The sequence below is a fragment of the Mycolicibacterium grossiae genome, from assembly GCF_008329645.1.
GTDB lineage: Bacteria > Actinomycetota > Actinomycetes > Mycobacteriales > Mycobacteriaceae > Mycobacterium > Mycobacterium grossiae.
Genome location: NZ_CP043474.1, coordinates 194892 through 221446 on the forward strand (window position 1 = coordinate 194892; position 26555 = coordinate 221446).

A 26555-nucleotide genomic window follows, 5' to 3' on the forward strand; every position below is an offset into this window, starting at 1 on the left:
TCAAACGAATGGACACTGCCCTCACGTGAGCACCCCCCGACTAGCTCCAACGCGATCGCGGCATCTCTGAGCCGATAGTGAGTGATGAACCCTCGCCGCCGAGAGACTTCGAGCGGCTCTTCGATGAAGCGCCATGTGGCTACATCGTGACAACCTCAGACCGACGCATCCGACGCGCCAACGCGACGGTCGCACAGTGGCTCGGCATGCAACCGTATGAGTTGACTGGTCTGCAACTAACCGACCTGATGACTGTCGGTAGCCGGATCCACTTCGAGACGCACTTCGCATCGCTGATTGAGGTGAATCCGACAATGGCCGGAGTAGCCGTCGACCTTCGCCACGCCGACGGTGACGCCTTTCCGGTGTACCTCGCAGCGGCTGGGAGTCGGGACAGCTTCGACCACATCGTTGAACTACGCTTCACACTCGACGATGCGCGCGACCGTCGGTCGTACGAACGTGAGCTGCTGGAGGCGCAGCGTCGTGCGGATGATGAACGTCGCCAAGTCGAGCTGCTGGCTGGAACGCTGCGCCGCTCGCTTGTACCGTCGGCGTTGTGCCCACCTGCCGGTCTCGAGGCAAGTGCCTACTTTCACGCCGCGTCCACAGCGGATGTCGGGGGTGACTTGGTCAAGTCCAGGGACGTGGTGTACGACGTCGTCGTGTGATTCTTCGAGGTAGTTGGGTCAGGCGGTCAGTGCCGCTGGGGTGGCCTCCTGTTCTGTCGGTGTGTCGTTGACGGTGCGTGATTTGCTGAGGACGTCGAGGCCGAGGTAGCGCCGCGATTCTGCCCATTCGTCGTGTTGTTCGGCCAGGACGGCGCCGACGAGGCGGATCAGAGCGTTTCGGTCGGGGAAGATGCCGACGACGTCGGTGCGTCGGCGGATCTCCTTGTTGAGGCGTTCCTGGGGGTTGTTGCTCCAGATCTGGCGCCAGATCTGCTTGGGAAACGCAGTGAACGCCAGCAGGTCCGCCCGGGCTTCTTCCAGGTGGTCGGCGACCTTGGGGAGCTTGTCCGCGAGGGCCTCGATGATCCGATCATATTGCGCAGCAACCGATTCAGCGTCTGGTTGATCGAACACCGAATGCAACAATGTCCGGACCCACGGCCACGACGACTTGGGAGTGACGGCCATCAGGTTGGTCGTGTAATGCGTTCTGCACCGCTGCCAGGCCGCCCCGGGCAGCGTCGCCCCAATGGCCGCTACCAGCCCGGCATGGGCGTCGCTGGTGACCAATTTGACCCCGGACAGGCCGCGGGCGGTCAGCGACCGCCAGAACGTCAACCAGCCCGCTCCGTCCTCGGCGGTACTGACGTCAATACCCAGGATTTCGCGATGGCCCTCGGCGTTGACCCCGACCGCGATCAGGGCGTGCACGTTGACCACCCGCCCGCCCTCGCGGACCTTGAGCACCAGGGCGTCGGCGGCCACGAACGTGTACGGGCCGGCGTCCAAGGGCCGGGTGCGGAAGGCTTCGACGGCGGCGTCGAGTTCCTTAGCCATCACGCTGACCTGGGACTTCGACAGCGACGTGATCCCCAGGGTCTCCACCAGCTTGTCCATCCGCCGCGTCGAGACCCCCAGCAGGTAGCAGGTCGCGACTACCGTGGTCAGAGCCCGTTCGGCGCGTTTGCGGCGTTCCAGCAGCCAGTCCGGGAAGTAGGAGCCGTGGCGCAGCTTCGGGATCGCGAGATCCAATGAGCCTGCGCGGGTGTCGAATTGGCGGTGCCGGTAGCCGTTGCGGGAGTTGGTGCGCTCGGTGCTGCGTTCGCCGTATCCGGCGCCGCACAGGGCGTCGGCCTCAGCGCCCATCAGGGTGTGGATGAATGTGGCGAGCAGCTCGCGCAGCACGTCGGGATGGGCGGTGGTGAGTCGTTCGGCCAGCACGGTGGGCAGGTCGATATTGTGGGCAGTGGTCATCGCGTCGGTTCCTTTGCTCGAGAAACTTTGGTCGGTCTCTCGAAGAATCACGCGATGACCTTCAATCATTCGGCTACGACACGCCGGTACCGCTGATCAGGTCCGACTCGTACACCACCTTGGTGGACGCAACCGGTGACTTCTATGACTTGTTCCCGTTGAGTGACGACTGCTGGGAGTTCTTTCTTGGCGACGTTTGCGGCAAGGGCGCTGCAGCTGCGGCGGTGACGTCGTTAACACGTTATTCGCTTCGTGCTGCCGCCGTTTTCAATGACGAGCCCGTGCAAGTGCTGCACAACCTCAACAGCGTCTGCATGCATGAGTACCTCGGACAGCAAGCCACTTTCTGCACAGTGGTTTTCGGTGTCCTCACGCGAGCTGCCGATGGTTTTGACGTCACGATGACCACGGGTGGCCACTTGCCACCGATATTGCTCCGGCGGGCAGGGACGGCAAGTCAGTTGTCGGCTCTGCGCGGGAATGCTGTCGGCATTGCCTCCGATCCCCAGTTCGGTTCGCTTCAACTCATCTAAGTCCTGGCGATACACTTCTTTTGTATACAGACGGCCTCACAGAGGCTCGTACGGGCAACGGCCGGCACCGCTTCGACGAAGACGGCACAGAACTCATTGCGTTCACCAGAGCGCACGGGCCAGCTTCCGCCGCGCAAATCGTGGACTCACTTCGCCGGTTGCTTGATGGTTTTGGGGACGGCGTCGATGACAACGTTGCGGTCCTCGCGCTGGGAGTCTCTTAACGCACTCCTGCGGCAGCCGCGTCGTCAGACTCCTTCGAAAGAAGCGCTCGGTCGCGCGCGTAGAAGTCGAACGATCACCTCAAGGACCACTCACTCTGCGTTGAGCGATGGACGACGCTGCGTTCGTGAATCGCTTAAGGGCCCGGCGACTACGCGGTGAGTTGAGGAGCATTCGGTCATGGGCCAAGGAACTGACTTCGAGCGAGTCGAGCGCAAGATCGACGATTCGCCAATCTTCGTCACCTGCGAGTAGAAAACGAACGCCGCTGATTACCTTCAAGCAAGCTGTCGTCAGACTACATTCCCATGGCACTTGAGCCCGCACATTCGCTTCTGCGATCGCGACCGATGCTGTAGCCAATCGGCAAATGTCGATTGAATCGCGGATAGTGCTCGCGACGTCTGGCAAGTGATGGGGAGCCTGCGCATACCACGGTAGCAAAGCAGCCTGGCGCTTTATGTGGCGGCAAGCCCCAGTGATTGGTCCGACTACGGTCTCACGGTGCAGTAGTGAATAGTCAGTCGCATACTCTGCTCGCAGAAACATCATTTCGACGTCATCGCACAGCTGCAAATGGTGCCGCCGTAGCGCAGCGAATTTTGCAACCATCAAGTCGTAACTGCCCTTGCGTGGCTGCAACTCCTACCTCCTACTCAAGTTACGTCCGCTTACTTCGGGTTGACGACTGTTTGCCCGGAGCATCACACCGCCAAACGCTGAGTAATCATGATGAGACTCGAGATTTAGTTGCGCGCCACATAGTTGTGAACTACCAGATCGACTCATCCGGTGTAACACCTGCGACGGACTCCAACGATGGAAGCGGGATGAGTCTACATCTCTAGCAAACTTCAGCGAACCGGTTTTGCTATAGTCAGCGAGACATTGCCCGTCCGCTGTTGAGGCTGAAAGGCTACGTCTTGTGCGGTCGATTCAACGGTGGTGGAGCCAACCGGACCACTTCGGGTGGTTGACCCAGTACCTCATCGAGCGCCGGACATTGCGTACGACTCATGTCTCGATCGGCGCGATCGTCACCTTGTTCTCCTCGGTGGCTGGTGCAATGCTCCTGAGCCCGTCTGGTCCCCAGATGCCATTACCTCGCGCCATCGAATGCGTGGCCGCATTGATAGGTCTAGCCATGGGGTTCTGGTGGATGATCGCGTGGCCACCCCGCCTCGCATCCCGCATCTTCGTCGTCGCCGCTAACGGATGCGTGTCTGGCTGTTGTCTCGCACAAGCGAATCCAAACATCGGCTTGACAGGATGCTTTACGTTCGTGGTGCTCGCTTGCTTCAGCGCCGTCTTCCACTGCGCCAAAGCCGTGACGATGACCGTCTTGGCAGCCTTCATCGTCAGCCTGTCGCTTGTCGCAGAGATCTATCACAGGGACGGTGACGTCGTCCTGGCGGGCTGTCAGCTCGCAGCACTGGTGGCGCTCGGCTGCGGAGCGCCGCTCGCGCTTGGGGTCATGTTGCGCTTGATGGCTACGGACATCGTTCATTCAGATCTCGATCCGTTGACCGACCTTTTGAACAGACGCGGCTTCCACCGCTACTCTCGGCGTCGGCTCGAGGAAGCTGGCAAGCACCTGAACGGGTACTTCGTCGTGACGATGGTGGACCTCGACGACTTCAAGTCTGTGAACGACAACCACGGTCACGCCGCGGGCGATCGAGCGTTGGTCGACGTCGGCCAAGCCCTTCGCCGATGCGCCGGAAACGACATCATCGCTGCTCGTTCTGGAGGAGAGGAATTCCTCCTCGCGGAGGTCTCTCATTCACCTGAGTCGGCCCTCGCCTCGAGCATCCGCGCGGCAGTGTCGGACACGCCTCACGGTCTCACAGCGAGTATCGGTGTTGCGAGCATGCCACTAGCTGCCCTAGACGGCCAAGACCGCGGGCAGTTGATCGACGCGCTCGTCGCAAAAGCGGACTCTGCCATGTACGTCGCCAAAGCAGCCGGTGGCGACATAGTGATGAACTTCGACGAGGCCGCTCATCGACGCTAAGTCGCTCGCTGCGCGGCCACACAGCAACGTCGGCCACCACTCGGGTTGCCGACGCTGAACCCGAGTGCTTAGTCAACTGCTGATCGCGCGTTCTTCGCGGCTGAAGCACTTGCGACTAGCCCCGTCACCGGGCCTCAGCGCGCACGGCCAGAGCATGCGTTTCGTGGCAACAACACGCTTCCGCCCGAATGAAGGCGAACCGACCTGGTACGTCGCGCCAGTCCACGGATGACGACAACGCCACACCGCCATCGGGTTGACGCTGCCGTCAGCATCACATTGAGCTGATCGGCATCACGATGCATACTAAGTCCCGACTTCAAAGCTGCCAGTCAGCTGCTTCGTCCTTCCGTAACGCGCTGGAGCAACTCGGCGCGCACGTAGCGCTGCGTGCAGATGGCCGCGGCCCAATAATCCACATGGAGTCTTTCTTTGCTCGACGCCGCCAGGCCGGGTTTCCACGGGCCTCTTGTCATGACCTTCGCAGCCACCACTTCAGGCCTTCGAAGGGCACGTTCGCTCATGGCTGCTGTGGCAAGGACGGTTGGTCTTGACGACATCGCTGCGACAGACCTTCAACTCGTTGTTGCGGAGACGTGCGCCGCACTCAAATTGTCGGCAGCCGTCGACGATCCTCCCATTCGGCTCTCGTTGCTCGACCATGGCGATCGAATTGAGATCGACGTGCACACCCGAGGCCACTTCGATGGCTCCCTTTTGAGTGAAAGATCCGTCGCGTGGCACCTACTCACGGCGCTCACCGAAACCCTGGCCGAATACCACCGCACCACGCTCACCGGCCCCCATCGTGGTTTCATGGTCATCTTTTCGAAGCGACGATGAACATGACCGCCTCTGAAGACAGTGACATTCCTTATAGCGATGTCCCCGACATGTTCCGCATACTGCAGGAGCACGTGCCGGGTACCGCCGCCCATAAGCGGCAACGCGACAAAATCATCGAACGTTGCATGCCAATCGCGCGCAACATCGCGCGCCGTTACCGAAATCGCGGCGAATCCGATGACGATCTGCTGCAGACGGCCCACATTGGACTGGTCAACGCCGTGAATCGGTATGACGTAAATTCCGGCACTCCGTTCCTTGCTTTCGCAGTACCGACGATCATGGGTGAACTTCGCCGCCACTTTCGCGACCGCGGATGGGCTGTTAAAGTACCTCGCCGTTTGAAGGATCTCAGTGTCCGATTGCGCATGGCCGAGCAGGACTTGACGCTCGAGCTAAACCGAGCACCTACACCGAGCGAGATCGCCGCATACACTGACATCGATCGTCAAGAGGTCGTTGAAGGTCTCGTGGCAATGCGGGCATACCGATCACTGTCCGCTGAACAACCGATGGGGACAGACGATGACGGCCAAACCATTGGTGAAACCTTGGGCTTCGAAGATAGCCGCTACGAGCGGATTCTTGACGTTGAGACGGTCCGCCCGCTCATCGCGGCGCTACCGGAGAAAGACAAGGCCATCTTGTTGATGCGCTTCTTCGACAACATGACGCAGTCCCAGATTGCCCAACGTATCGGTGTATCGCAAATGCAAGTGTCGCGGCTCCTGTCTCGGACACTTGCAACGCTGCGTGAGCAACTCTAGCGCTCGCTGAACGCAAGCCGCTCCCCCGTTTGAAGTCGAATTTGCCCTTGTTCGGGCCGAGCAGCAATGTCGGCGTGCGGCGTCGACATTGGCGATCTAACCCGCTCGTACAACGGCGGATCATCGACGTCGCTTCTGGCGACTCCAAACCACACCACCGATCTCGGCTTCCTCCGTGCGCATTTCTCAATCGGTGTTGCCATGACGTCGTGGCAGTCTTGCAGCCAAGGGCTCGACAGTCGACGCCGGGCCGATGAGGGGGATCGAGCCGACGAGCGCAGTTCTGGCTATATTGCCGCCGCTGCCGCGGCAATGCAACTGATCGTTCGCCACGTATCGCCTCGAATGTGTGCGGAGCAGCTCATCTAAGCGTACCGTCGTTCGGTATCCATATGTAGTAACTGCACGTGTAGTTGCTAACTCCGCTTGATAGCGACGAATCGGTAGTTGCCGGTCTTGGCGCGCCCTGCGTCGCGACGCAATGCACGGTTGAGTCGTCGGAGAACCGTTGTTCCTCGAAGGTGGTGACGACCACGATGAAGGCGACACACGACTCACATGGCCACTCCAATGCAAGCGGCCGGCGTCGACGTCGTACCTCAGGCGGCGAGGATAGCCGGACGACGAGACAGAAGATCATCGACAGCGCACGTCAATGCATCGTTGAACGAGTAATCCTCGGAGCCACCAACCAGCTGATCGCTGAACGAAGCGGCGTCTCGCGTCCGGCCGTGAGGTATACATTTCCGCACAAGCCTGACCTGTACGAAGCAGTTCAGATTGACAGCATCTCCCTTTTGCAGTCTCTGATCGAAGAGAGTTCCGCCAACGAGAATCGGACGCTGCAGGACGTCATCACAACTTTCGTTCGAGCGCTCGAGGAAAGAACCAACGATCGAGACGCTGTTAAGTGTCTGTTGACGGCCGTTATCGAGAACCAGCGACAGCCTGACCTTTTCCCTAGAAGCGAATCGGTTCTGAGATTGCTTCGGACTTTCACTTACCAGCACTCGCAAGACGCCCTCATGAGAAGTGAGATAGCGAATGTCGACGCTTTACCCGTCGAAGCTCTTTGCTTCGTCCTATGCGTCACTAGCTTCTATATCGCGTCGCTCGACGATCCGCAAGCTCCCGGTGTCGGCGCTGCGCTAAGCAAGTTGCTCGGCGGCACCCTGTGGAGCATGTAGGACTTGGCTCCTTCGCAAGACGAGGCACCATGATCTCCGAATGAAAGTCGGGAGCTCACGTCCAAAGGCGTTCACGCCATCTCCACACGGTTTCGTCGAGGAACTGATACATGGACGTCGCTTCCCGCCCGAGGAGCACTTCGATGTCAGCGCTGATCGTGGCGTTTAAGCCGAGGCGCGTCAGAGTATAAACAGCCGCCATGAAAGCGATAACGTCCGTGCCGACGCCGCGCCGGCGTAGGCGTCGTGCGAATCGTACGACTCCTGGCTTCGTGTAACGGACTGGCTTGCCAAGCGCAATTGTCAGCAGCTGTGCGACTTCTGTCATGGTGAGCGCCTCGCGTCCGGTTAACGTGTAAATGACGTCTTGGTGCTTGTCAGGCTTCGTCAGCACCGATGCTGCCACCTCAGCTACATCCCGCGCGTCTAGAAAAGTAGTACGACCATTCCCGGCTGGCACGAATAGCTTGCCGGTGACGACGATGTCAAAGCCGTGGGTGGAAATCGAGCGATGCAGATTCTGCATGAAAAAACCACACCGCAGAACTGTCCACGTCATGGTGCTGTCTCTTAAGGCTACTTCGACTTGGTCATGAGGAAGAAACCTGGCCTTCTCTGCGCCTATGACAGAGATGTAGGCGACGTAAGTGCAGCCCGACCGTTCGGCCGCCTGAACGAAAGGGATGATCGCCTCGCGAGCATCCCGATTGTTCGGAAGCGGGAACAGCAAGAATAACGACGTAACACCTCGTAGCGCCTCTAACCACGTAGCTCTGTCGCGAAAATCGAAAGTGACAGCCTCGACGCTTCTTGCTCTGACGAATTCAAGCTTCTCTGGATGGCGCGCAGCCACTCGGATCGGCATGTCTGAGTTACGGACGAGCACCTCAACCAGGTGTCGACCAACGTTGCCCGAAGGACCAGTGATGAGAAGCAAGAGACGCCCTCCTAGAGAGCAACCGCAGTTTGCCGTCGAGTCATTAGGCTACGCCTGCTCGCCTCGCCGCTACTCTCAGCCTCCTTGCGTCTCGGCTGCCAGCTGCCGACCTGCCCTGGCGGGAAGTGACACGGCGTCGAACCAAATGATCCCGCCTTGGCAAAGACACGCGTAGGCAACGACGATTGCGGGTACGGTGGCCGCCACGATGACGCAGCAACGACTCCGCGTTCAACGACCCGAGCGCGATTCTTCCATCAGCGGCGCGAAAACCGGCGCATGTCGGGAGGTTGTCGGCGTTGCAGTGACGGCGCTGTCAGTCGCCTTTGCGCTGATCGAAGAGCGAGGTGGCATTACGACGGTCATCGCACGCGACCTTTTGAACGTTGAGCCGGCCGAGGGGATCAGCCGTGTGCTGCGCGCCCTCTCTACGGCTCTGAGGCGCTACAACCATTCACTTACATCATTGACCCACGTTTCAGTGACGTGGACGCCCGAGGGCGCAGAGCAAGGACGGCGCCTGGCCAACGCGTTGAGACTCGAGGGCATCAATGCGACAGTCGTGCAAGCCGAAGAAGCGGCCAGCGTGGCTCTGTACGGCGAACATCGCGACGTCACACTGTGTCCGGTCTTCCCCGACGATTCGCCTGACAGCTCGGGCACGAACGACGGCTTTGGTTGCCGCGCGTGTGACCACGTCAGCGAATCACACAAAGTCGCTCACCGCCATGACACGACCAGGAGCCCGATTGCCGTCACCGTTCATGATGCAGCCAAGTCCGACATCATTAGCCGCAAGACGCATCTAGAGGACGCGTCTGGTTGTCACGTACTGAGCCATTCCGAGGCAGCTGTCACGCTTGCGCGTGGCGCCGCACTCAGATCGGTTGCAAACGATGACACAACCTCAACCTCGAGGAGTCTGAAGAGACTGAGTGCCGCCGTCTTTGCAATCGCTGTAGTGGCCGCGACCACATTGTCGCTGAAGACCTCTGACGGTGTCGAACCGACGTCAGAAACAGATCCATCTACAACTGTCTTCTCGGCGTCGTCGACCGCTGCTCGCCAATCAAACGTGCCGCCGGTTGCATCGTTGGAGCGGGCGACCTCAAGCACAATCGCCGCTCGCTCTTTGGTACCGACGCCCGAAGGCACCCCATCATCAGTGACCCCGTCTCGTGGAGGAAGGACATCCCAAGTGGCAGTCCAATCACCGCAAGCCGTTTCGTCGACACCACAGGCGGCCGAGGACCCCGCGACGACGGTCGATTCACCGGCGCCTGCGACAACCGAGGCTCCGCTCGATGGTGCCATTCCCCCACAGTCGACACCGGCTATGCCAAGTACAGAAGCTCCGTCTGTCGAGCCAGTAGCGCCCAGCCCGCCGTCGGAATCGTCGACAGAGGTCGCTTCACCGCCGCCACCACCTTCCGAGGTGCCAACATCGGAAGTGTCCCCACCGCCGGCGCCGTAATCGGCGACCTGGCGCTCACCCACAAGAGGACGAGGACGCGCCTCGTTTGCTTCGCTCTCAGCCCAAATGGGTATGCGCGAGCGCATGAGCGGAACGAGCATGTCGAAGGCGCGGCGAGTGCTCGCCAGCGCATACTTCCTCAAAGAAGGAATGGACAAGTCGGCGATGGCTTTGCTTCTTCTTGCGGTCGTCGCACTCATCACGACTGCCGTCGGCTTTCTTGAACATCAGCCGCCCCTCGGCACGGCGGGGCTGAGCACGACCCTTTTGGCATGGGGTGCCGCATTGGCGTGCGCGATCGACCGCATCACTCGACGCCAGCGTGTTGTTCGCGGCTCCACTCGTGCATTATTTGTGCAGACGTAAAACAGCGACGACGCGTTAGGTCTATCACGGCCTTGAAAGCGGACTCCGCTTCAAAAAGCGCTTAGTTCACGCGCTGGCGTCGTACGGTTACACTATGGCCAGCGCTGGTATCGCATACGGGGCCCAATGAACGGGTCTGTTCAGTTGACGCGTGCGGCAGCAGGCGACGGCCTCTCGATAGTGTTCCAACCGATCGTATCGTTGCCCGATGAGTGCGTGATTGGCTACGAGGCCCTCGCGCGCTGGCCGGCGTTCGACGGTGTCAACCCGACGTCGGTCATTCAGCGCGCGAGTGAACTCGATACCGTCGACGGATTCGACAGGGCGTGCATTGAAGGAGCCGTGAACGCCGCGGTGAACGCATTGCCTGAAGGGTCGGTGCTGTCGATTAACACCGAGGCCTGTACTTCGCCGGTCACAACACGCAACAATCCACTGCTAGCCTCCGCCGCTGAGCGTTACCGCATCATGTTCGAGATCACTGAGCGCAGTCTCTTAAAGAACCCGCGGGCCCTCGTCGCCAAGATCGATTCTTTCCGCGCTGACGGATTCGCCCTGGCACTCGATGCCGTTGGCGCCGAACGGGACTCGTGCTCCTTACTGGATATCGTTCAACCGGATATCATCAAACTTGACCTGCGGTTAATTCAGCGGCTTCCGAATATCGAGCAAGCGCGGACGCTGACAGCGGTGCTTGCTTACCGCGAACGCTCCGATGTCGTCCTGCTTGCTGAGGGTATAGAAACATCTGAACAGCTGAACCGGGCTCTCGCCATCGGAGCAGATCTCGGCCAGGGCTATTTCTTTGGCACGCCGCAACCTTCTGTGACTACTTCGACGTCAACGGACTGGATCATGCCAGTACGGCCCAGGAGTGACGTCGGGCAAGCGGTGACGCCTTTCGACTGTGTCAGCTCAAGTTCGCTTGTGCGCGCCACAGAAAAACAGCTGCTCCTAGCATTTTCTCGCGCCGTAGAGAAGAACATTTTGTGCGCCTCTGACGCGTTCATCGTCTTCGCCGGTGTGCAGCATGATCGATTTTTTACAGGCCGCACAATGGAAAACTACTCTGCGCTTGCCCGAACATGCCCCATGGTGGCAGTCTTTGGCGAATCGCTACGAGTGTCCGATTCCGCACTGCGCGGGGTGGAACTCTGCGCGGGCGATCCCCTCACTCGCGAGTGGATTGTCATAGCTATCGGTGGACATACCTCCTCAGCGATTCTCGCACGTGAAGTCGAAACGACGTTTGAGTCGGACGATAAGCGCATGTTCGACTTCGCCGTTACGCACGACCGGTCCATCATCTCTTCAGCGGCTCGGCTACTAATGCAACGCATCGGATAGCGCGGACAGCCCTATCCTTGAAACACATTGCTCAATCCGCGAATGACAAGATTTCTCGTTATCACCGTTGAAAGCACTGCCGATCATCTCGACGCGCCGTGTCCTCCGCCGCGCTTGATCGAGCGAATCACGAACACGCCGTCGTCTCGACCACACAGTGCCTTGCACCGGTAATGGTCACCGGTCGTCATGCAGCAGTTCAAGCGGATCCACTCCCATGAACTCGGCGAGACGTTCGAGGGTCCTCAAGGTTAGGTTGCGCTCGCCGCGTTCGACGGCGCCCATGTATGTGCGATGCACGCCCATGTGATCGGCGAAGGCCTCCTGGCTGAACCCACGCTCCAGTCGATAGCGGCGCAGGTTGCGACCGACGATCTTCTGTAGCTGGCCTTCCATAACGCAACAAGACGTTGCCGGTCCGCTACTTGACGGTCTACAGACTTATATGTAGCTGCCATGCGCGCCGCAAGGAGGCATGGACGTCGCGTGATTGTGCCGGAAGCATCCGCGCCATGGGGGATTTGGCGAACTGTATCCACACCATTCGACACCAATGACGCTGGCTTCCTCACCCTGTCCACCACGCGAGCTTTCCTACCGTCCGCTCAAGCATTCGGTGTACGATCAAATCGTACTCGTTGAATTGCATCAAGTGATATGATCGACACGAACAAGCAAATATGTATATAATTCAATATGAAAGAACGTTATGAAGAAGACACTTATCCATGGCCAACGGTCGGCGCACCCGCCATCGAGCGCGCGCCGCCGCCGAATACTCATGTACGAGCCACTGGTCGCTTGGGCCTGTTGATGTCAAAGATACGGGCACCTAAGAGTTCTGAGGCTTCCGCCAGAATGGTGAAGGTACGTGGTGAAGCACTCGTCGTGTCAAACGGAGCACGACTTCGTCCAGTTGAACACTATCTTCATATGGCTGAGAAGGCGAAGGCTCGACGCCTCGCCAGAGAGCAACAGCGACGAGACTGAATTCGTCCGAGAAGTTTCATTTTTACGTATCCTTGGACAGTACTTCAAGGCGTTGCGTGACGGGAGCTTCAGTTGGCTAGATCGTCGCATCGACACGATCGAGATACTTAACTCGAGCGCCAAGATCACCGAGGCCAGGACAAGCCTCACAATAGACGGTCACGCATTGAAAGCGCTCAGGTCGTCAATAGGAATAGAACCTTCGTCCGAGGTTCACCTGCCTCTTCCCGCGGTACCGAAGCAGCTGCTCGGCGACTTCGATGCAGAATTCAATACGCATCCGCTGCCCGTCCTTTCTAGTTTGGATAATGTGCATGCGGCGATGGGCGTTATGGTCGTACAGCTGATCGAACTCGGATTGCCGATCGAGACAATCGAGCCGAGCGTCGTTGATACGCTTTATACGGTCGCTTCATGCAAGAGACATAGCGCACTCCACAGCGCTCTATGGCAGGAGCTGAATCGAAACACGCACGACCAAACCCTTGAATTGGACAGCTTCGTAACGGACGATGTTGAAGCGGCAGTGGACGGCCTCTACGACGTGATCAACAAGTTGGTGACGTCAGCTACTTCACATGAGGTCGCAGTGTTCTGCCAGATAGCGAGCGACTATCTCGACAATTTTGTTGCGATAACAGTATTCAATCCTGTCCCTCTTGCTTCTAGCCACGTCATAAAGACACGCATGGTGCTTACCGCAGCCGAGCCCATCGCCGATGATTCATACTTCCTTCAGAGTGGCCAACAACCTGGGTCGCGAAAATTGTGGTCAACCGTCGTGGTCTGCGGCCTGACGTCAATCTTCTTGAACGTTAACGACGCGGTAGCGACTGCTGTGTCAGCCGTGGCGATCTACGGAATTTATATCGTATCGACGGTAGGTTATCGCAATAGGCGTAACAGGAACAGATTCTTAGGCGGCGTGGCTTACGCAAGCTATCAAGATATCGTGGGCCGATCAGCACGGCTTCAATTGTCGGGATGCTACCGACTCATCTCCACGAACACGAACCTCGGCCTGTTCGGCAGTCAACACTACCGGCTGGCAATTCCCGAAGGAGCCAGAGCGCTCCCACACACAATTACCATTGATGGCAACCTCGAAGCACCAGAAGCTGTCACTCAAGTTGTCGACAACTGGGTCGCCGGCTACGTGAATAACCAGACAGATAACGAAGCCGCCATGAGCGTTGGTGTCCGTGTTCTCCCGAGCAGCCAGTCGTTTCTCAAGCAGGCTTTCTATGCGGCGCTTCTGACTATGGGCTTGCTGCTCACGGGCATCGCCAGCCACTTCATAGGTCTCGCCACGGCCAGATCATCGGGACAAGACAGTGAATACGGTTTGATCGACCTGGCAGCTCGGTCATCGGGATCGATCGTCACGATCATCATGATTGCGCCGTCCGTATATACGTTGATACTCCTTCAACAGAACGAGCACCAATTTGTGTCTCGTCTGCTGAGAAACCTCCGTGCAATAGTGGGAGGTTGCGCCGTAGTGTCTGCTAGTAGCGCCGTTCCCATCGGCTTAGCCTTATCGACAACGGTCACCGTCACCTGGTGGCTTGCAGCCTTTGTCGTGTCGCTCTTCTCATGCTGGCACATCGCTGCTACGCGCTACTATCATGGCGTGATAGCTATGGCTAGCGGAGATCCTGAATAGCCGGATACTGGTGAAAACCAGCAGCGCTAAAGAGATCCTTTGTTCCCTTCTTCAACTGAGGGAGGTTGGAAAGATGGAACCAATCGTGACCGAGTATCTCAATGCGCCCCAGGAGCTTGGTCGGACGCCGCAGCTTTAAGCTATCGCTTGGGCGATCCGACTCGTAAACGAACACAAAGGTGACGTTCTTCGCCGATCTCTCTAAATGGGCGACGCTATTCTTCGCATCTAGGCTTAGCAACAGGCCAGTTTCTTCGAATAGTTCTCGTTCTGCGCAGCGTTTCACGTCTTCGCGCCGATGCAGAAACCCACCGGGAAGACCCCATCCTGATTGATAGGAGTTGCGCACAAGTAAGACATATCCGTCCGACGTCATGACAATGATCACCGCACCGACAGTACGGCTTCCATTTCGAAGTCGATTCCATCCTCGGTAGGCGGGGACGATGAATCGACTGGCACGCCGCTTCGCCGACACTAAGAACGGCCTCTGAACTTCGTTCACATATCGACCATACCGACGCCGTACTTGGGACCAGACGAACGCCAGCGACTGCACGGGATGGCTGTTTCGGCAACCCGAGTGAAAAATCAATCCGCGGGCGACATCAGCTCCAACGCATCCACGTCGAGGTAATCAGCGATGCGCTCGAGAGTCCTTAGTGTCAGATTGCGCTCGCCGCGTTCGACGGCGCCCATGTATGTGCGATGCACGCCCATGTGATCGGCGAAGGCCTCCTGGCTGAACCCACGCTCCAGTCGATAGCGGCGCAGACTGCGGCCGACGATCTTCTGTAGCTGGCCTTCCATAACGCAACAAGACGTTGCCGGTCCGCTACTTGACGGTCTACAGACTTATATGTAGCGTCCCAGGTCTTATTGCGGCGACCATGAGAGGAATTGCATGAGCGGCGGCGAGTAGGTTTGGATGGGTTAGGTCAGGCTGCCTCGCGACGTTCGTCGCGGGGCAGTTCTGTCTTCAGCGTCCAAGTGAAGGCAAAGCCGGTCTTCGAAAGCAACCAACCGGGCGACTCGACCGAGATGACGCGTCCGGGCACGTTGGCCGGCAGTTGCGTCACCTGAGGCGGCGTCAAGGCGCCCACGGTATCGCTCACGCGCATAGAGGCGATGTCGGTGTTGGTGTAGTCGAGCGTCAACGACACGTTACGGCCTGGCTGCGGCAGCTCAAAGAAGAGTCGATGGCCCCACGTCGGCGTCACGGTACGAAACACCTGCCGGATGCGCACAGGGCGTCCCGTTAGCGCAGCCGAGCCGAGGTGCACCGTATACGTTTGTCCAGTCTTGCGAGCCGTGCGCTTGACGGCCTGCGACTCGCCATCGACGGACAGTTCGAGCAACTCGTAGAATTCACGACTGCTTGCATCCATCCCGGGTCGGGGCAACATGAGCCAGGTTGACGTCGCCGGAACATCCTGTCTTAAGTCGTTGTACTCGTCTCGATCCGACACGCAGGCGAAGCGACGGATCGGACCGGACGGGATCGTGGTGTACTCCCACTCGACGACCACATCGAAGAGCGGTGTCGCCGCGCTGTTTCGTGTCGGCGCGTCGGACAGACGGACTCGAACTTCAACGTCATGCCACCGCTCCGCGGCGTGGATTGCTTGATCGCGGACGTCCCGGTAAATCTCACTCGCGAATTGCTCGTCGCCGAGGCGCAAGGCCATGACGTTCGATGCGATGTCATCAAGGAGCTGCGGGTTGGCAACTCGCTTGAGATCTTCAGGATGAATGGCGAAGCCTTCGATCACAGCATCGCGCATGGCTGGGGCCTGTTCACGAATGATGGCGCGGAACTGCTCAACGGTCGCCGCTTCTTGATCTTTGCGAAAGCTGTACTCGAAGAGCGTCCCAAGAAAGCCGGCGCCAAATAGGGTACCGCCAAGTTCGCCGAGCGGAACAACGTGCAACCAGGACCACGCGCCGAGACCGAGACCGGAGAGCCAGCCGTTCGCCATGATGAGGAGGATTCCAGCTAGTATCAGACCTACCGCAAGCAACGCCGCCTTTGTTTTGCGAAGCCGAAACGCCAATGATGTTGTGTTGTTGATAGCCACTGCTTATGGCTAGTTTAACAAAATACGAGCTAGGCGCCTATAGCGACGGCTCAACTGCGCGCGGCCGTAAGCGCGAGAACGTGCATGTCGAGACGTCTCCCGCCGCACAAGTAACGCTTACGCAGTAGGCCCTCTTCAATGAATCCCATCTTGTTGAAGAGCGCAAGCGATTGATCGTTACCCGCGACAACCCACGCTTCAAGACGGACCAAACCGAGGAAATTCAAGCCCCAGTTGACGGCATGCTCGACCGCGGCGCGGCCGTACCCTCGTTGACGATCGGCCGGGCGCCAGATGCAGACGCCGACCTGTGCGAAGCCATTTCTCCAGTCGATGCCGTGCAGCGAGCACTCCCCGACAACGCGTTCGCTGCACTCGAGGACGAAGGTGTACTCAGTAGCGGGCTGCGGACCGGCAGTTGCTGCTACTTTTCGACGAAGCTCCGCCGCGCTCCGGGGTCGCCAAAACGGCGGCCCGTACGGCGCCAGTTCTGACCAATCCGCACATGCCGCGATAATTTGCGGCACGTCAGAATCCGCCAACGCCCTGATGCTAAGTGACCGATTCGTTGTTTTGGCGTTCTCCATAGTTGCGGCGATGCTACGCATGCGGCTGTCTACATACAAGTAGCGCAGCTTGTTAGATTCGATGAAGCCCTACTGCCTGAGCGCAGAACATCTTCTGCAAGGACTCTTTAGGAAAGCAACATTTCTCGGAGACGCAGGCTCTCGGCTGCCCAAAACACTGCGGGGTACGTTGCCGTAAAAGCGAAAAGGAACAAATTGAGGCCCATCGTATACGCGATTGAGACGTGCAACACGACACCGGCGGAGATATACAGCAGAGCCAAATTCGGAGACACTATGGCCAGGGCGAAGCTCGCTTCGAAGACGATCACGAACCAGTTAGCCAACAAAGCAACATTTCGATGCTTGCTTAGGAGCCGGCCGAACGCGGGCAGGCCGTGACTGTGCGTGGATAGGACAGCCGGCAGAGCAGATCCCGACCGCCAGATTGGCGAGATGAGTTTTGCTATACCCGACGTGGTGTAGGACAGCACGGCCTGCAGGACGATGAATGCAAGACACACTTTAGCGGCAAGAGGCGACGCAAAGGCGTTGCCGCCGAGCAGTAGCGCGATTGCGATGATCGCGAACATCTGATCGGAACCTTCGGTGCCCATGGATGATCTGTACGACTGGTACAGCATCGCCACTGTAAGAACCGCAATGCTCGCTGTGAAGTAGCTAGTGAAGGGAGACACCAGCATCATGCCCCCCGAAGCAACTACTCGCGCAGCTGCCACCGTAATGATCATTTTTGGTCTATATAGCGCGTCGAGAACGAGAGTGCGAGAACTTGCTTCTCCGAGAGAGCCGCTTCGCACTCGTAAGCGCACAATCCGCCAAGGAAGATATCGCTCAACTCGACCGCTGGCGTGCAGGAAGAGTACTTCCGCAGACGCAACAAGTTGACCGAGACCGAAGACAACCGCAGTCGAATGGTAAACGCCAGCGACGTCAGACATGGACGGTGTTGTCCGGATCGCATGAGAAAAGCGGTGAGCACAGCGCCACCGTGATGGCGTCGTCGTCGCGTCCGCCTAACCTTTCCGCTATGACGAATTGACGAAATGCGTCTGCTTCTGGTGCTTGCTCGGATGCGTTCAAGACGATATTGAGCAGCACAAGGTAAGGAATGGAGATGAGGAGATGTTCACTCAGCTCGTACTCTGGCGTATCGGGACGGCTAGCCTGAAGTCGCTCCAGTTGATGTGCTAGCGAATTGACGCTGTCAATGACGACCTTTGCCCTACGTCGCCCAGGATTCCACAGGCCATGGCTCAGCTGACGGCGGCTGACGATGGGTACTTCAGTCCAACCGCTGACGCCGATCTTGGGCGTCACTTCTCGGTACAGTAGATGGTAATCGCTTCGGCCTGGCCGAGGCGCAAAGAACGTCCACTTGGGGATCAGGTTGAGCGGATCATGACGATGAATTGCGTCGTTAATTCGTTGATTGTCGACCTGATTCAAGACCGTGAGAACAGTCCAGCACGTGAAGACGACGATCAATGCCGCCTCCATCGTTCGGCTTAGCCGCGCGTGCTGCGCTGAAGAATCGCGCTCCGCAGACGAAGTAGTCCTTCGAGCGATGTCTGCGTGTTGGCAGCGATTTTCGGCAAGGCCTCCGACGGCAGTGTCTCTGGTTCGGTTTCCGGTTCGGAGCCGAAGACGTGATGCCACGCTGCACGACCAGCGTCGTATCCGTTTTGGACTGTCTGTGCGAACCAGTCCCAGGCAGACGCTACGGGACGCGTTGACATAATGAGGGACCGAGCAGGTCCTTTGACGCGTGGCTTCTGCCCATTGGCGACGTAGTTGGCTGCGGCAGCTCTTACTTCGTCGTCCGTCGCGCCGGCGGCTCGTTGCATGCTGTCAACACTTGCTTCGACCCGTTCGATGGCAGCTGCACTCAATGTTGCGTTCGACATCCCCCACCGCTTTCCACGCGACATCGCTTGCGACCACGGTGTGATCACTCGGTCGAGCGTGAGGCGAAAATACCACCTTCGGTTTTCATGCGCCAGAGATTCTTTTTCTCGTCTCTGCACATCAGATTGATTGACGCGAACCTGAGCGAGGAGTAGCAATTCACAGGGTATCTCGTCGGCAACTACAAGCTAGCTAAGCTCAGAAATGTTCGACGGAAACGTCGTTCGACAGTTGTCGTGTCGCTATGTCAGCGGCTTCAGCTTGAAGACGTCGCAGACCGATCTCTCGCGCATCGTATCCGAGGTATGTCACGCCGATGAGCGTGAGCCATGAACTTGATAAATGACACGGCGACCGATGGCGACCGCATGGTCAGCGAATCGCTCGTAGTAGCGTCCGAGCAATGTGACGTCGACCGCTGCGGCAACACCATGGCCCCACTCCGCTGCCAGCACCACCTCAAACAAGTGGGAGCGCATATCGTCGAGCGCGTCATCCTGCTGCCGTAAGTGAGTCGCACGACGTGGGTCGACCGAAAGCAGGACATCACCCGCTGCCGTGCTTACGCTCGTCGCCAATCGTCCCATCTCGGCGAAAACAGGCTCCACTTCGATGGGGACGGCGTGGGTGGGGTGACGACGTCTTGCGATCTTCGCGACATGGATTGCCAATGCCGCCATTCGATCAACATCGGCGCAGTTCTGCATGGTCGCAATCACTGCACGTAGGTCACTCGCTACTGGTGCCTGCAACGCCATGAGGAGGAAGGCCTTCTCTTCTGCCTCGGCGATCACAGCTTTGAAATCGTCAACCCGCCCTATGACATCTTCGGCGCGTAGGAGGTCGGCCGTAAGCAGCGCGGTCGTCGCCTCCTGCATTGCGTCGCCCGCAAGATTGCAAGCTGCCGCCACTTGTGCGGTCAGCGCTTCCAAGTCTGCTCGGAAGTTTTTGCGCATCAACCGACGATACGGATGCGCATCATGAGCTGGCGGACTTCGGATGTGAACGGTTCGTGAACGCAAGCTGTGAGATCATGGCGAAAGCCCTGCTCACGATGATCTTCAAGACATCGGTACAGTCGCCGCTTCCGAGGTACTCCGACGGCGTTCGCAGAAACAGGTCAAACTCCATTCGTTCTGCCAAAGCTGGTGCGCGCTCTCGCAGCTGACAGACACCAGCCGCCTTCTCCGGCCGCATGTCACGGAACTTTGACCGCTCACCGATGACCCATTGCTTCCATTGACTTCCAAGTCGAACGTTTCAGTTGTGCTCTGGGCGGGCACGTTGCCTGCGCGGTCGGACGAGTTGGTTGCGCTCCATGTCGCGATCGCAGGCGAATGCATGTGGCAACCCCGATTGTTCAGAAGCGAGCAGGCACATGCGTTCGCCGCTTCGCTCAAGTGAGCCATGGTGTGTCAGAAGAAGCGACGCCCTCGAGTTTCTGACCGTTCGTCGTCGACGACGTTCCTGAGAGGTATTGCGTCTCGCTGCGGCGCAGTGATTAAGCGTAGAAATCACGTATATAAGCGAGCTGCAGTCTTAACGACTCAGCCTGTTGACGCAACCGACGTGCCCGTTCGATAGCGCGTTGGAGCTTGACACTTGAGTCGTGCGCTTGGAACAACGCTTCCACACCAACGCCGGTCAAAGCCGGCGATGAGGCATACACCGTCGCCCTGTACCGCGTCGCAGCGATCTCAAACCTCCCAGCGGGCTAAGAATGCGATTGTCCGCTTCACGCAGGGTCAGTCGCCGCTGGAGCCGGCCCCGCCCGACGAACCGGTGCTGCTCGATCCGGCGCCACCGGCCGAGTTCGTGCCCGAGCCACCCGCGTCCTGGCCGCCGGCCGACGCGGATCCGCTCGGAGCCGTGGAGCGCGCCCCGGTGAGGGCGCCGATCCCGTTGGAGATCATGTCGTTGACCCCCTTGAACGGGTCGAACGGCTTGCTGGCGCCCGTGCTCGACGACGCGGACGTCGACGGCTTGGCCAGCGGCGCTCCGTTGACGCCGGGAATGACCGGCTTGGGCTTCTCGGTGGTCGCCCGGGTGGTGCTCGCCGAGGCGGCAGGCGCCTCGGCCGGCGCCTCGACCACGGTCGCGACCCGAGCGGCGGGCTCGGCGACCTCCGGCTCGGTCGCCGCCGCGACGAGGACGGCCGGCGCGGCAGGAGCGACGGGAGCCGGGGCAGGAGCGACGGGAGCAACGGGGGCGGGCGCGGGCAGCGGAGCCGTCACGGCGGGCGGGACGACCAGGCCGCCGAACGGCTGGACGATGCCCGGCGTGGGTGGGGTGCTCGGCAGGAACGGCGTGTTCACCGCCGTCATGTCCGGCGCCAGCCCGAAGGACAGCGTCGGCGGCAGCAGCAGACCCGTGCTGATGAAGGGCAGCAGGCCGACGTCGAAGGTCTGCGAACCGATCTGCGTGCTGGTCTGCAGGCCGGCCACCCGGTAGTCGAAGAACGGCCCGTTGGCGAAGTCCTGGTAGGTGACGAATCCGGTCGTTCCCGAATTCATGATCACCCCGGGAATTCCGGCGGACCAGCGTCCGATGTCGACGGAACTGAAGTTGTCGGGCTGGCCGTTGACGCCCGTCTGGCCGGTCGGAGCCTGAGTGAATCCGATCGCCTTGAGAACGTTCAGATTGAATACCGCCGGACCGAATTGATTGGCGGTCTGCAGGACACCGGCATGGGTGGCGACGTAGGGGTCGTAGGACACGCCATTCTCGGTGAAGCCCAGCGCACCCCGGCTGCTGGCGAGACCGGTGATGCCGGCGACCCACTGATCCATGCTGGTGATGTTGGCCGTGCCGGCGGTGCTGCCGGCCGGCGGCAAGTGCGCATCGCCGTAACGCACCGAGTCCAGAGCCAGACTCGCGGGACCGAATTGATTGAGCGACCGCAAGGTTCCGCGCACCGTCGCCGAGACGTCGTCGACGACGGTCGCCACCGAGCCGACGCCCACGCTGCTCGTCGACGGCGTGGGAGCCACCGCGAACGGAAAGAGGCGGGCGAACGAGAAGTTGGCCGTCGGCTGCACGTCGCGCTGCACGGGTGCCGGGAGCGATTCCGCGGGCAATGAGCCGTATCCGGCGATGAGCAATGCCCCCGCACCGAGCGTGGTGAGTCCGATTCCTCCGTAACGGCAAACTGCCTTGAACATCGAATTCCTCTATCGCTCGCCGAAATGGGGTGCCAATAGCGAACACCATTCGATGCAATCAGGTCAAGGTAGGACTACATCACAGCTAACCGGAACGCCCGTCGGCAACGTTGCTGGCAGCAAAGACGTCACGCCAGAGCTTCTGTAGACGGCGGCGCAGTTCAGCGTGTCTCGCGGTCGATGTTCAGTGCAACGCGCCTAACGCCGACGCCGAACTCGCTGGGCCAAATGCCAGACTGACTGGCAAGAACAATGGCGCGCCAACATGCGCATGTGAGCGCCACGTCGCACGTGCGAGCACCCGTCGGCGACAAGCGGCGCGCCTGCAGCTCGCAGTCCGCAGTTGCGGCTCGCTCCCCCTCACAATCCCGGCGGCCATTGTGTGCCCGTTGAGGATCGGTGCCCAGCAGCGCCGCCGGCACTTCGTCAGCCGTGGTGGTGTCCGAGCTTTCGATGGATGGTGCACGGCGAAGTGCTCGCTTAATCGCACTGCAGTACGTGGTAGCCGTCTGGCGCGGGACTTATGACGGTGTCAATGTTCGCGGTCGTTCCTGCTCACGACTAGCACAGCGACTCAAACGAGAGGCGCACTAAGTCGGCAGGCATGGGTGAAAAAAGATTAGGGACGATACTTCAAAGCCGTCATCACCTCAACCGCCATGATGAGAAAGTAGCACCTTTTGGCGCCGAATGCCGCTTCGCCGAGAGTCAGATCATTTCTATGCGACATGGTCGTGGGAAGTCGCAACGTTCTCAGGGATTCGGACTGACGGCGACATCTTGTGGTGCCGGGTTCTCGTAGCCTGGAGGCTTGTCGTCGCCAGCGCCCGTCGAAGTCGGCTCGATCGGGCGACGGGCAAGCAATGCGACGACCACGACGACAAGTACGACCGCGACTACGATCTGACCCCTACTCACCGCCGCCCTCACCATCCGAACTAGAATCAAGCCGGTCAACAACTACGAGTTTGCGTTCGTGTTGGACGCGCTGGTCTAAATCTTCCTCGCTTATGTGTTTAGACAACTTGGCATGTTCGCGGTGGTCGGGATGCGTCTGCTCAGTCGGCAGCATCGGCTGCTCCCCGAGGTTCGAAGTGTCATCTGCGCTCACGACACGCTGGTACCCACATCTGCCGCATGTCATACGAACGAAAGCGCCGCGGTTCTCCATTCGTTTCAACGAACTGCTGCGACAGCGGGCGAGAACCCCTCGCAGCAGTCGCCGAAGCGCGCTCCCTCCGACCTTCAGTCCTCCCTAGGCGAGCGCTGCACGTCATTGCTGTTCGAGTCAATCCGAACCCTTCTCGCAGGCTGACTAACCTCGAGTGTGAGAGGCTTGATGCGCCACAACTGACGCACCGCGTCAGGAACATGACCCAAAGGGATGGGATGCGGACGTGACGCACACCTTTTCGGCCCGTTTGAATAGGTTGTTCGACTTGGTTCATCCACCGGGCCGCTGGCCTCACACGAGCGCCGAGGTTGTGGGTGCGCTTCGCGATCAGGGCGTTCACATATCCGCGCCATACATGTCTCAGCTACGCTCGGGGACGCGAACCAACCCGTCCAAGGACACGATCGAGACGCTGGCGAAATTTTTCAGAATTGACGCCGCGTACTTCACCGACGATGTCTATTTCACAAAGATCAATCGGGAACTGGAAGTGCTCGCAGCCCTTCGGGACGAACAGGTGCGCAGCATCGCCGCACGGACGGTTGGCATGTCTTGGCATGCAAAGCAAATATTGTTCGATTCAATCGATGAGGCGCGCCAGCGAGAACGTCTCGTCTGATGACCTTGCAGTCCCCCGTTTGCCTTGCACGATCGAGACGCTACGACTCATTGTCTTGCCTCGCTCCATCGCCTTCTTACACTCACGCGGTTAGCTTCACTGCGAGAATTCGGCGCGCTACACCCTTGCACGCTGCATCGCTTACTTCACGGCGCGCATCAGCAGCTAGGAGGCTTGGCCGGCCAATGACGAGGCGTCTCTTTAGGGGAAGCCGCTAAAGATTGCCTCACACCGATCCTTTTCGGAGGTTTTCGTTCGACAAGTCGCCATCGGCGCTATCTTCGCTGAAGAGAGACGTGAGGTGGTCCCCATGTTGCTGCGTACAGCTTTCGTTGCGGCTTGTGCCATTGTGGCGTCATCGGCGCTGCTTCAAGTAAAACCCGCGGCCGCCGAACCGCAGATCATCGCGCTGGACGGGCTGTTCGAAGTGGAGCTGAATGGCCCCCTAGTGACTGTCAATGGGCAACCGCAGCCGCAGAATCCTCAAGCAGGGCAATACGCGGTACGGATGAGCTGCATACCCGGCAGATGCGGGGCGACGGGCGTACCGCTCACCGATTCCGGTAATCGCGGAAGGATGAACCCAGATAACTACACGTACGACTTTAGTACCACCGTCTGGACAGGTGTTAGCTCTCAGTACCTGCCGTGCGATGACACCATGTCGTCGAATTACAGCGACGTTCGTTCGACTTTCAGTATCCAGCCGTACAACGACGGCACGTTTCGCGGGACGCTCACGCAGCAGTTCCTAACGGTCTGTCCGCACACGTGGCAAGCGCCCGCTACATTTAGTCGACTCGGCGACTTTCCGCCGAACGTGTCTTTGACTTGAGCCGTGACTCTAGGATCGTTACCACAGTTACTCCCGTGAGAAAATCGCCGACGTTTAATCAAGCGTATCTCTCTATTAGCAACCGCCGTGACAGTCTCCTAGCTCCGCAGTATCTCGTTACACGTTGGGTACCCGTACCAGGTAGAATCTGTCGACCTGCATCGCCGGCCGATCACCTGGCGCTACTCTGCCGACGGCTGTCGCAAATTGCATGCTCGAACGGCTTACTTGGCATGAGTTGAGCGATGCCACAACCTGGGATGCGGACCTGAACAGTCGCCCGGCGACGCACAAGTTGTACCCGCTATTGGGACACCCGCGCGCATTCACGATGCCCTGCGCCTGGATGGAACTCGGCCGAAACACCGACGAGCTGTACGTGCAGGCGCTTGCAGCGGCAAGGGGTGGCGAAATCACCGCCGCACTCGCCATGACGGCGGTGAGCGCGCCAGTAGCGATCACGGCACAACCCCGATTGGACAGTCGATTCATACGTTCCCCCCTGATTTGCGTGTCATCTCAGCATATGACGTCCGACTAAGGTTGTTGGACTATTCGTGAAATCGTCATCGAGGAAGCTTCTGGTACGCCCGCACGACTTTCATCGTCGTGATGAAGGCCATCATCGGGTCCTTTCAAAGGAGGTTTACCAAAACCGTCCGGAGTATTGTCGGCGGAGGTAGCGTGCACCAACAGTCCGAAACAACTCTGGGGGAAGTCATGTGGAGTCGAAACGCAACTAGAAGGACCTCGGCCGCCGTGGCGGGGACAATCGCCATCAGTTGTTGCGGTCTAATTGCTCCAGGCGTCGCAGCGGCGAATCCACTCGACGAACTGCTCAACATCATCCGCCAGCAAAGTAAGAACCTGCATGTCCCAGCAGACGAAGTCGTCGAGCGCAGCCGGTTGACACTTGGACCGGCGGCGTCATCGGCTAACGAAGATAGCTCGCAGTTTTTGCAGTTGCGGCGTGCCGCGTGCCGCGTCAACGACCTTCAACATCAAGGTCTCAGCATCGATGCGACGATGCGACAATTCCCCTGGTATCAGCGGCAAGCCATCTGGAATCAGGTCGAGGAGTTCGACCAATTGCAGCGGTATGACGACAATGGTTACTCAATTGTGAAGCTTATCTGCAACCTTTCACGTTGAGGTAGCTGTAACGCCGGCCTAACCACCTTTGAAAAATCCTGCGATCGGTCCAAAATTGGCCGTCGCGAAACCAGCCAGCTTCTTGGTTGCGGCGAACAATTCATTTCGCATCTCCCTTGACGCCAGCGCGGCGAAGTCCATGCGCCGACTCGATACTTCATGGTGCAGTGCTGCGGCGGCGGCCTCGACGCGATGGAAGGCGTCGATGAGCCGCGTCTCGTCTTCGCTCACAGCGAGATTTAGATTCGCTACGACTGTCAGGACGAACCACTTATCGGAGATATCGTCTGGATCTTGCATCGTGCACAGCGCCGTGCCTGAGTAACGGCTCGCCCAACCATCTTCAAAGAGTCGCTTCGTGGTCGGCCACGCACTCTGCATGGACGACATCCATGCATCCTTCGTCGCATCGGACCTCGCCATCGCCTGCTGTAAGGGCGTGAACCATTGGTCGAAACAAGCGCACACAACAACGACGTCCCCGGATAGTGGACGAAGATGAACGACATGGTAGGTACCGTCGCTGCTAATACTTTCGACTTCTGTATAAGCTGCCGTCTGACGGGTCCGGCGATGTTGCTTCGTCGTCTCGTAGGACCCCACGGCCGGATAGTCCTGAGCAAAAAAGCGCATGTGTCCCCCTGCCTTCGCTTCATCGAGCGTGACACAACAACACAACCCCCGTGCCGCTTTGGCAGAACCAAGCGGTCACACCATGGTGCGCCCGGGTACAGGGCGACGCGCAGCCCGACCTCTTTTCAAGGTAG

Annotated in this window: 23 protein-coding genes and 1 pseudogene; 12 read left to right on the top strand and 12 right to left on the bottom strand. The window is 59.1% G+C overall.

What is annotated here, in order from left to right; all coding sequences use genetic code 11:
• The first annotated feature begins 77 nt into the window (after positions 1–77).
• A complete protein-coding gene (locus FZ046_RS01005; RefSeq protein ID WP_170292377.1) occupies positions 78–671 on the top strand; it encodes a PAS domain S-box protein in 594 nt (197 codons plus the stop codon).
• 18 nt (positions 672–689) lie between these two features.
• Here the strand turns inward: FZ046_RS01005 and FZ046_RS01010 are convergent, their stop codons facing one another.
• Positions 690–1925, bottom strand: a complete 1236-nt coding sequence (locus tag FZ046_RS01010) for an IS256 family transposase (RefSeq protein ID WP_070356446.1) — start codon at positions 1923–1925, stop codon at positions 690–692.
• A gap of 224 nt (positions 1926–2149) precedes the next feature.
• Between FZ046_RS01010 and FZ046_RS28255 the strand changes: the two are divergent.
• The 5 genes and pseudogenes from FZ046_RS28255 to FZ046_RS01040 all read left to right on the top strand — a co-directional run bounded on the left by FZ046_RS28255 (position 2150) and on the right by FZ046_RS01040 (position 7494).
• Positions 2150–2682, top strand: a pseudogene (locus FZ046_RS28255) (PP2C family protein-serine/threonine phosphatase).
• 971 nt (positions 2683–3653) lie between these two features.
• A complete protein-coding gene (locus tag FZ046_RS01025) occupies positions 3654–4694 on the top strand; it encodes a GGDEF domain-containing protein (RefSeq protein WP_125939894.1) in 1041 nt (346 codons plus the stop codon).
• Positions 4695–5216: 522 nt separating this feature from the next.
• Positions 5217–5537, top strand: a complete 321-nt coding sequence (locus FZ046_RS01030; protein ID WP_070356413.1) for a hypothetical protein — start codon at positions 5217–5219, stop codon at positions 5535–5537.
• Complete coding sequence (locus FZ046_RS01035; RefSeq protein WP_070356412.1) at positions 5534–6307, top strand: SigB/SigF/SigG family RNA polymerase sigma factor; 774 nt, start codon at positions 5534–5536, stop codon at positions 6305–6307. The genes FZ046_RS01030 and FZ046_RS01035 overlap by 4 nt, the downstream gene beginning before the upstream one ends.
• Positions 6308–6831: 524 nt before the next feature.
• Positions 6832–7494: a TetR/AcrR family transcriptional regulator gene (locus tag FZ046_RS01040; RefSeq protein ID WP_083298592.1), complete on the top strand. Its 663-nt coding sequence runs from the start codon at positions 6832–6834 to the stop codon at positions 7492–7494.
• 55 nt (positions 7495–7549) lie between these two features.
• Here the strand turns inward: FZ046_RS01040 and FZ046_RS01045 are convergent, their stop codons facing one another.
• Positions 7550–8431 carry an NmrA family NAD(P)-binding protein gene (locus FZ046_RS01045; protein ID WP_083298593.1) on the bottom strand — a complete coding sequence of 294 codons (882 nt, stop codon included), beginning with the start codon at positions 8429–8431 and terminating at the stop codon, positions 7550–7552.
• A 1558-nt stretch (positions 8432–9989) separates the two neighbouring features.
• Here FZ046_RS01045 and FZ046_RS01050 point away from each other — a divergent pair.
• Both FZ046_RS01050 and FZ046_RS01055 read left to right on the top strand, forming a co-directional pair.
• Complete coding sequence (locus tag FZ046_RS01050; protein WP_125939851.1) at positions 9990–10271, top strand: hypothetical protein; 282 nt, start codon at positions 9990–9992, stop codon at positions 10269–10271.
• 126 nt (positions 10272–10397) lie between these two features.
• Positions 10398–11618 (top strand): sensor domain-containing phosphodiesterase, encoded by a 1221-nt coding sequence (locus FZ046_RS01055; RefSeq protein ID WP_083298594.1) that lies wholly within the window; start codon positions 10398–10400, stop codon positions 11616–11618.
• Between the two features lie 177 nt (positions 11619–11795).
• Here FZ046_RS01055 and FZ046_RS01060 read toward each other — a convergent pair whose 3' ends face one another.
• A complete protein-coding gene (locus FZ046_RS01060; protein ID WP_070356172.1) occupies positions 11796–12014 on the bottom strand; it encodes a helix-turn-helix domain-containing protein in 219 nt (72 codons plus the stop codon).
• A 475-nt stretch (positions 12015–12489) separates the two neighbouring features.
• Between FZ046_RS01060 and FZ046_RS01065 the strand changes: the two genes are divergently transcribed.
• On the top strand, positions 12490–14274 hold the full coding sequence (locus tag FZ046_RS01065; RefSeq protein WP_125939852.1) for a hypothetical protein: 1785 nt from the start codon (positions 12490–12492) through the stop codon (positions 14272–14274).
• Here FZ046_RS01065 and FZ046_RS01070 read toward each other — a convergent pair.
• The 8 genes from FZ046_RS01070 to FZ046_RS27595 all read right to left on the bottom strand — a co-directional run bounded on the left by FZ046_RS01070 (position 14255) and on the right by FZ046_RS27595 (position 22008).
• Complete coding sequence (locus FZ046_RS01070) at positions 14255–14779, bottom strand: NUDIX hydrolase (RefSeq protein ID WP_125939853.1); 525 nt, start codon at positions 14777–14779, stop codon at positions 14255–14257. The genes FZ046_RS01065 and FZ046_RS01070 overlap by 20 nt on opposite strands.
• Before the next feature lie 86 nt (positions 14780–14865).
• Complete coding sequence (locus FZ046_RS01075; protein ID WP_070356173.1) at positions 14866–15084, bottom strand: helix-turn-helix domain-containing protein; 219 nt, start codon at positions 15082–15084, stop codon at positions 14866–14868.
• A gap of 128 nt (positions 15085–15212) precedes the next feature.
• Positions 15213–16352, bottom strand: a complete 1140-nt coding sequence (locus FZ046_RS01080; RefSeq protein WP_070356174.1) for a hypothetical protein — start codon at positions 16350–16352, stop codon at positions 15213–15215.
• Positions 16353–16402: 50 nt separating this feature from the next.
• Positions 16403–16894: a GNAT family N-acetyltransferase gene (locus FZ046_RS01085; protein WP_246182878.1), complete on the bottom strand. Its 492-nt coding sequence runs from the start codon at positions 16892–16894 to the stop codon at positions 16403–16405.
• Between the two features lie 152 nt (positions 16895–17046).
• Positions 17047–17658, bottom strand: a complete 612-nt coding sequence (locus FZ046_RS01090; RefSeq protein WP_125939854.1) for an HTTM domain-containing protein — start codon at positions 17656–17658, stop codon at positions 17047–17049.
• A 214-nt stretch (positions 17659–17872) separates the two neighbouring features.
• The gene (locus FZ046_RS01095) at positions 17873–18439 is read right to left on the bottom strand and encodes a hypothetical protein (protein WP_125939855.1); all 567 of its coding nucleotides are present in this window, start codon (positions 18437–18439) and stop codon (positions 17873–17875) included.
• A 716-nt stretch (positions 18440–19155) separates the two neighbouring features.
• Entirely contained in the window at positions 19156–19803 is a 648-nt protein-coding gene (gene phoU, locus FZ046_RS01100) for a phosphate signaling complex protein PhoU (protein WP_083298596.1), read from the bottom strand.
• Between the two features lie 789 nt (positions 19804–20592).
• Positions 20593–22008, bottom strand: a complete 1416-nt coding sequence (locus tag FZ046_RS27595; protein ID WP_149484169.1) for a hypothetical protein — start codon at positions 22006–22008, stop codon at positions 20593–20595.
• 1397 nt (positions 22009–23405) lie between these two features.
• Between FZ046_RS27595 and FZ046_RS01110 the strand changes: the two genes are divergently transcribed.
• The 3 genes from FZ046_RS01110 to FZ046_RS01120 all read left to right on the top strand — a co-directional run bounded on the left by FZ046_RS01110 (position 23406) and on the right by FZ046_RS01120 (position 25788).
• Positions 23406–23801, top strand: a complete 396-nt coding sequence (locus tag FZ046_RS01110) for a helix-turn-helix domain-containing protein (protein WP_070356297.1) — start codon at positions 23406–23408, stop codon at positions 23799–23801.
• 310 nt (positions 23802–24111) lie between these two features.
• A complete protein-coding gene (locus FZ046_RS01115; RefSeq protein WP_125939876.1) occupies positions 24112–24636 on the top strand; it encodes an Rv2253/PknI dimerization domain-containing protein in 525 nt (174 codons plus the stop codon).
• Between the two features lie 612 nt (positions 24637–25248).
• Positions 25249–25788 carry a hypothetical protein gene (locus FZ046_RS01120; protein WP_125939877.1) on the top strand — a complete coding sequence of 180 codons (540 nt, stop codon included), beginning with the start codon at positions 25249–25251 and terminating at the stop codon, positions 25786–25788.
• A gap of 18 nt (positions 25789–25806) precedes the next feature.
• Here FZ046_RS01120 and FZ046_RS01125 read toward each other — a convergent pair whose 3' ends face one another.
• Complete coding sequence (locus FZ046_RS01125; protein ID WP_149484170.1) at positions 25807–26421, bottom strand: hypothetical protein; 615 nt, start codon at positions 26419–26421, stop codon at positions 25807–25809.
• Positions 26422–26555: the final 134 nt, after the last annotated feature.

Excerpts from the sequence above, each read along its gene's own strand:
- FZ046_RS01010 (WP_070356446.1), bottom strand. The coding sequence starts at position 1,925 with ATGACCACTGCCCACAATATCGACCTGCCCACCGTGCTGGCCGAACGA.
- FZ046_RS01030 (WP_070356413.1), top strand. The coding sequence starts at position 5,217 with ATGGCTGCTGTGGCAAGGACGGTTGGTCTTGACGACATCGCTGCGACA.
- FZ046_RS01035 (WP_070356412.1), top strand. The coding sequence starts at position 5,534 with ATGAACATGACCGCCTCTGAAGACAGTGACATTCCTTATAGCGATGTC.
- FZ046_RS01050 (WP_125939851.1), top strand. The coding sequence starts at position 9,990 with ATGAGCGGAACGAGCATGTCGAAGGCGCGGCGAGTGCTCGCCAGCGCA.
- FZ046_RS01055 (WP_083298594.1), top strand. The coding sequence starts at position 10,398 with ATGAACGGGTCTGTTCAGTTGACGCGTGCGGCAGCAGGCGACGGCCTC.
- FZ046_RS01060 (WP_070356172.1), bottom strand. The coding sequence starts at position 12,014 with ATGGAAGGCCAGCTACAGAAGATCGTCGGTCGCAACCTGCGCCGCTAT.
- FZ046_RS01075 (WP_070356173.1), bottom strand. The coding sequence starts at position 15,084 with ATGGAAGGCCAGCTACAGAAGATCGTCGGCCGCAGTCTGCGCCGCTAT.
- FZ046_RS01095 (WP_125939855.1), bottom strand. The coding sequence starts at position 18,439 with ATGGAGGCGGCATTGATCGTCGTCTTCACGTGCTGGACTGTTCTCACG.
- phoU (WP_083298596.1), bottom strand. The coding sequence starts at position 19,803 with ATGCGCAAAAACTTCCGAGCAGACTTGGAAGCGCTGACCGCACAAGTG.
- FZ046_RS27595 (WP_149484169.1), bottom strand. The coding sequence starts at position 22,008 with ATGTTCAAGGCAGTTTGCCGTTACGGAGGAATCGGACTCACCACGCTC.
- FZ046_RS01115 (WP_125939876.1), top strand. The coding sequence starts at position 24,112 with ATGTTGCTGCGTACAGCTTTCGTTGCGGCTTGTGCCATTGTGGCGTCA.
- FZ046_RS01120 (WP_125939877.1), top strand. The coding sequence starts at position 25,249 with ATGAAGGCCATCATCGGGTCCTTTCAAAGGAGGTTTACCAAAACCGTC.
- FZ046_RS01125 (WP_149484170.1), bottom strand. The coding sequence starts at position 26,421 with ATGCGCTTTTTTGCTCAGGACTATCCGGCCGTGGGGTCCTACGAGACG.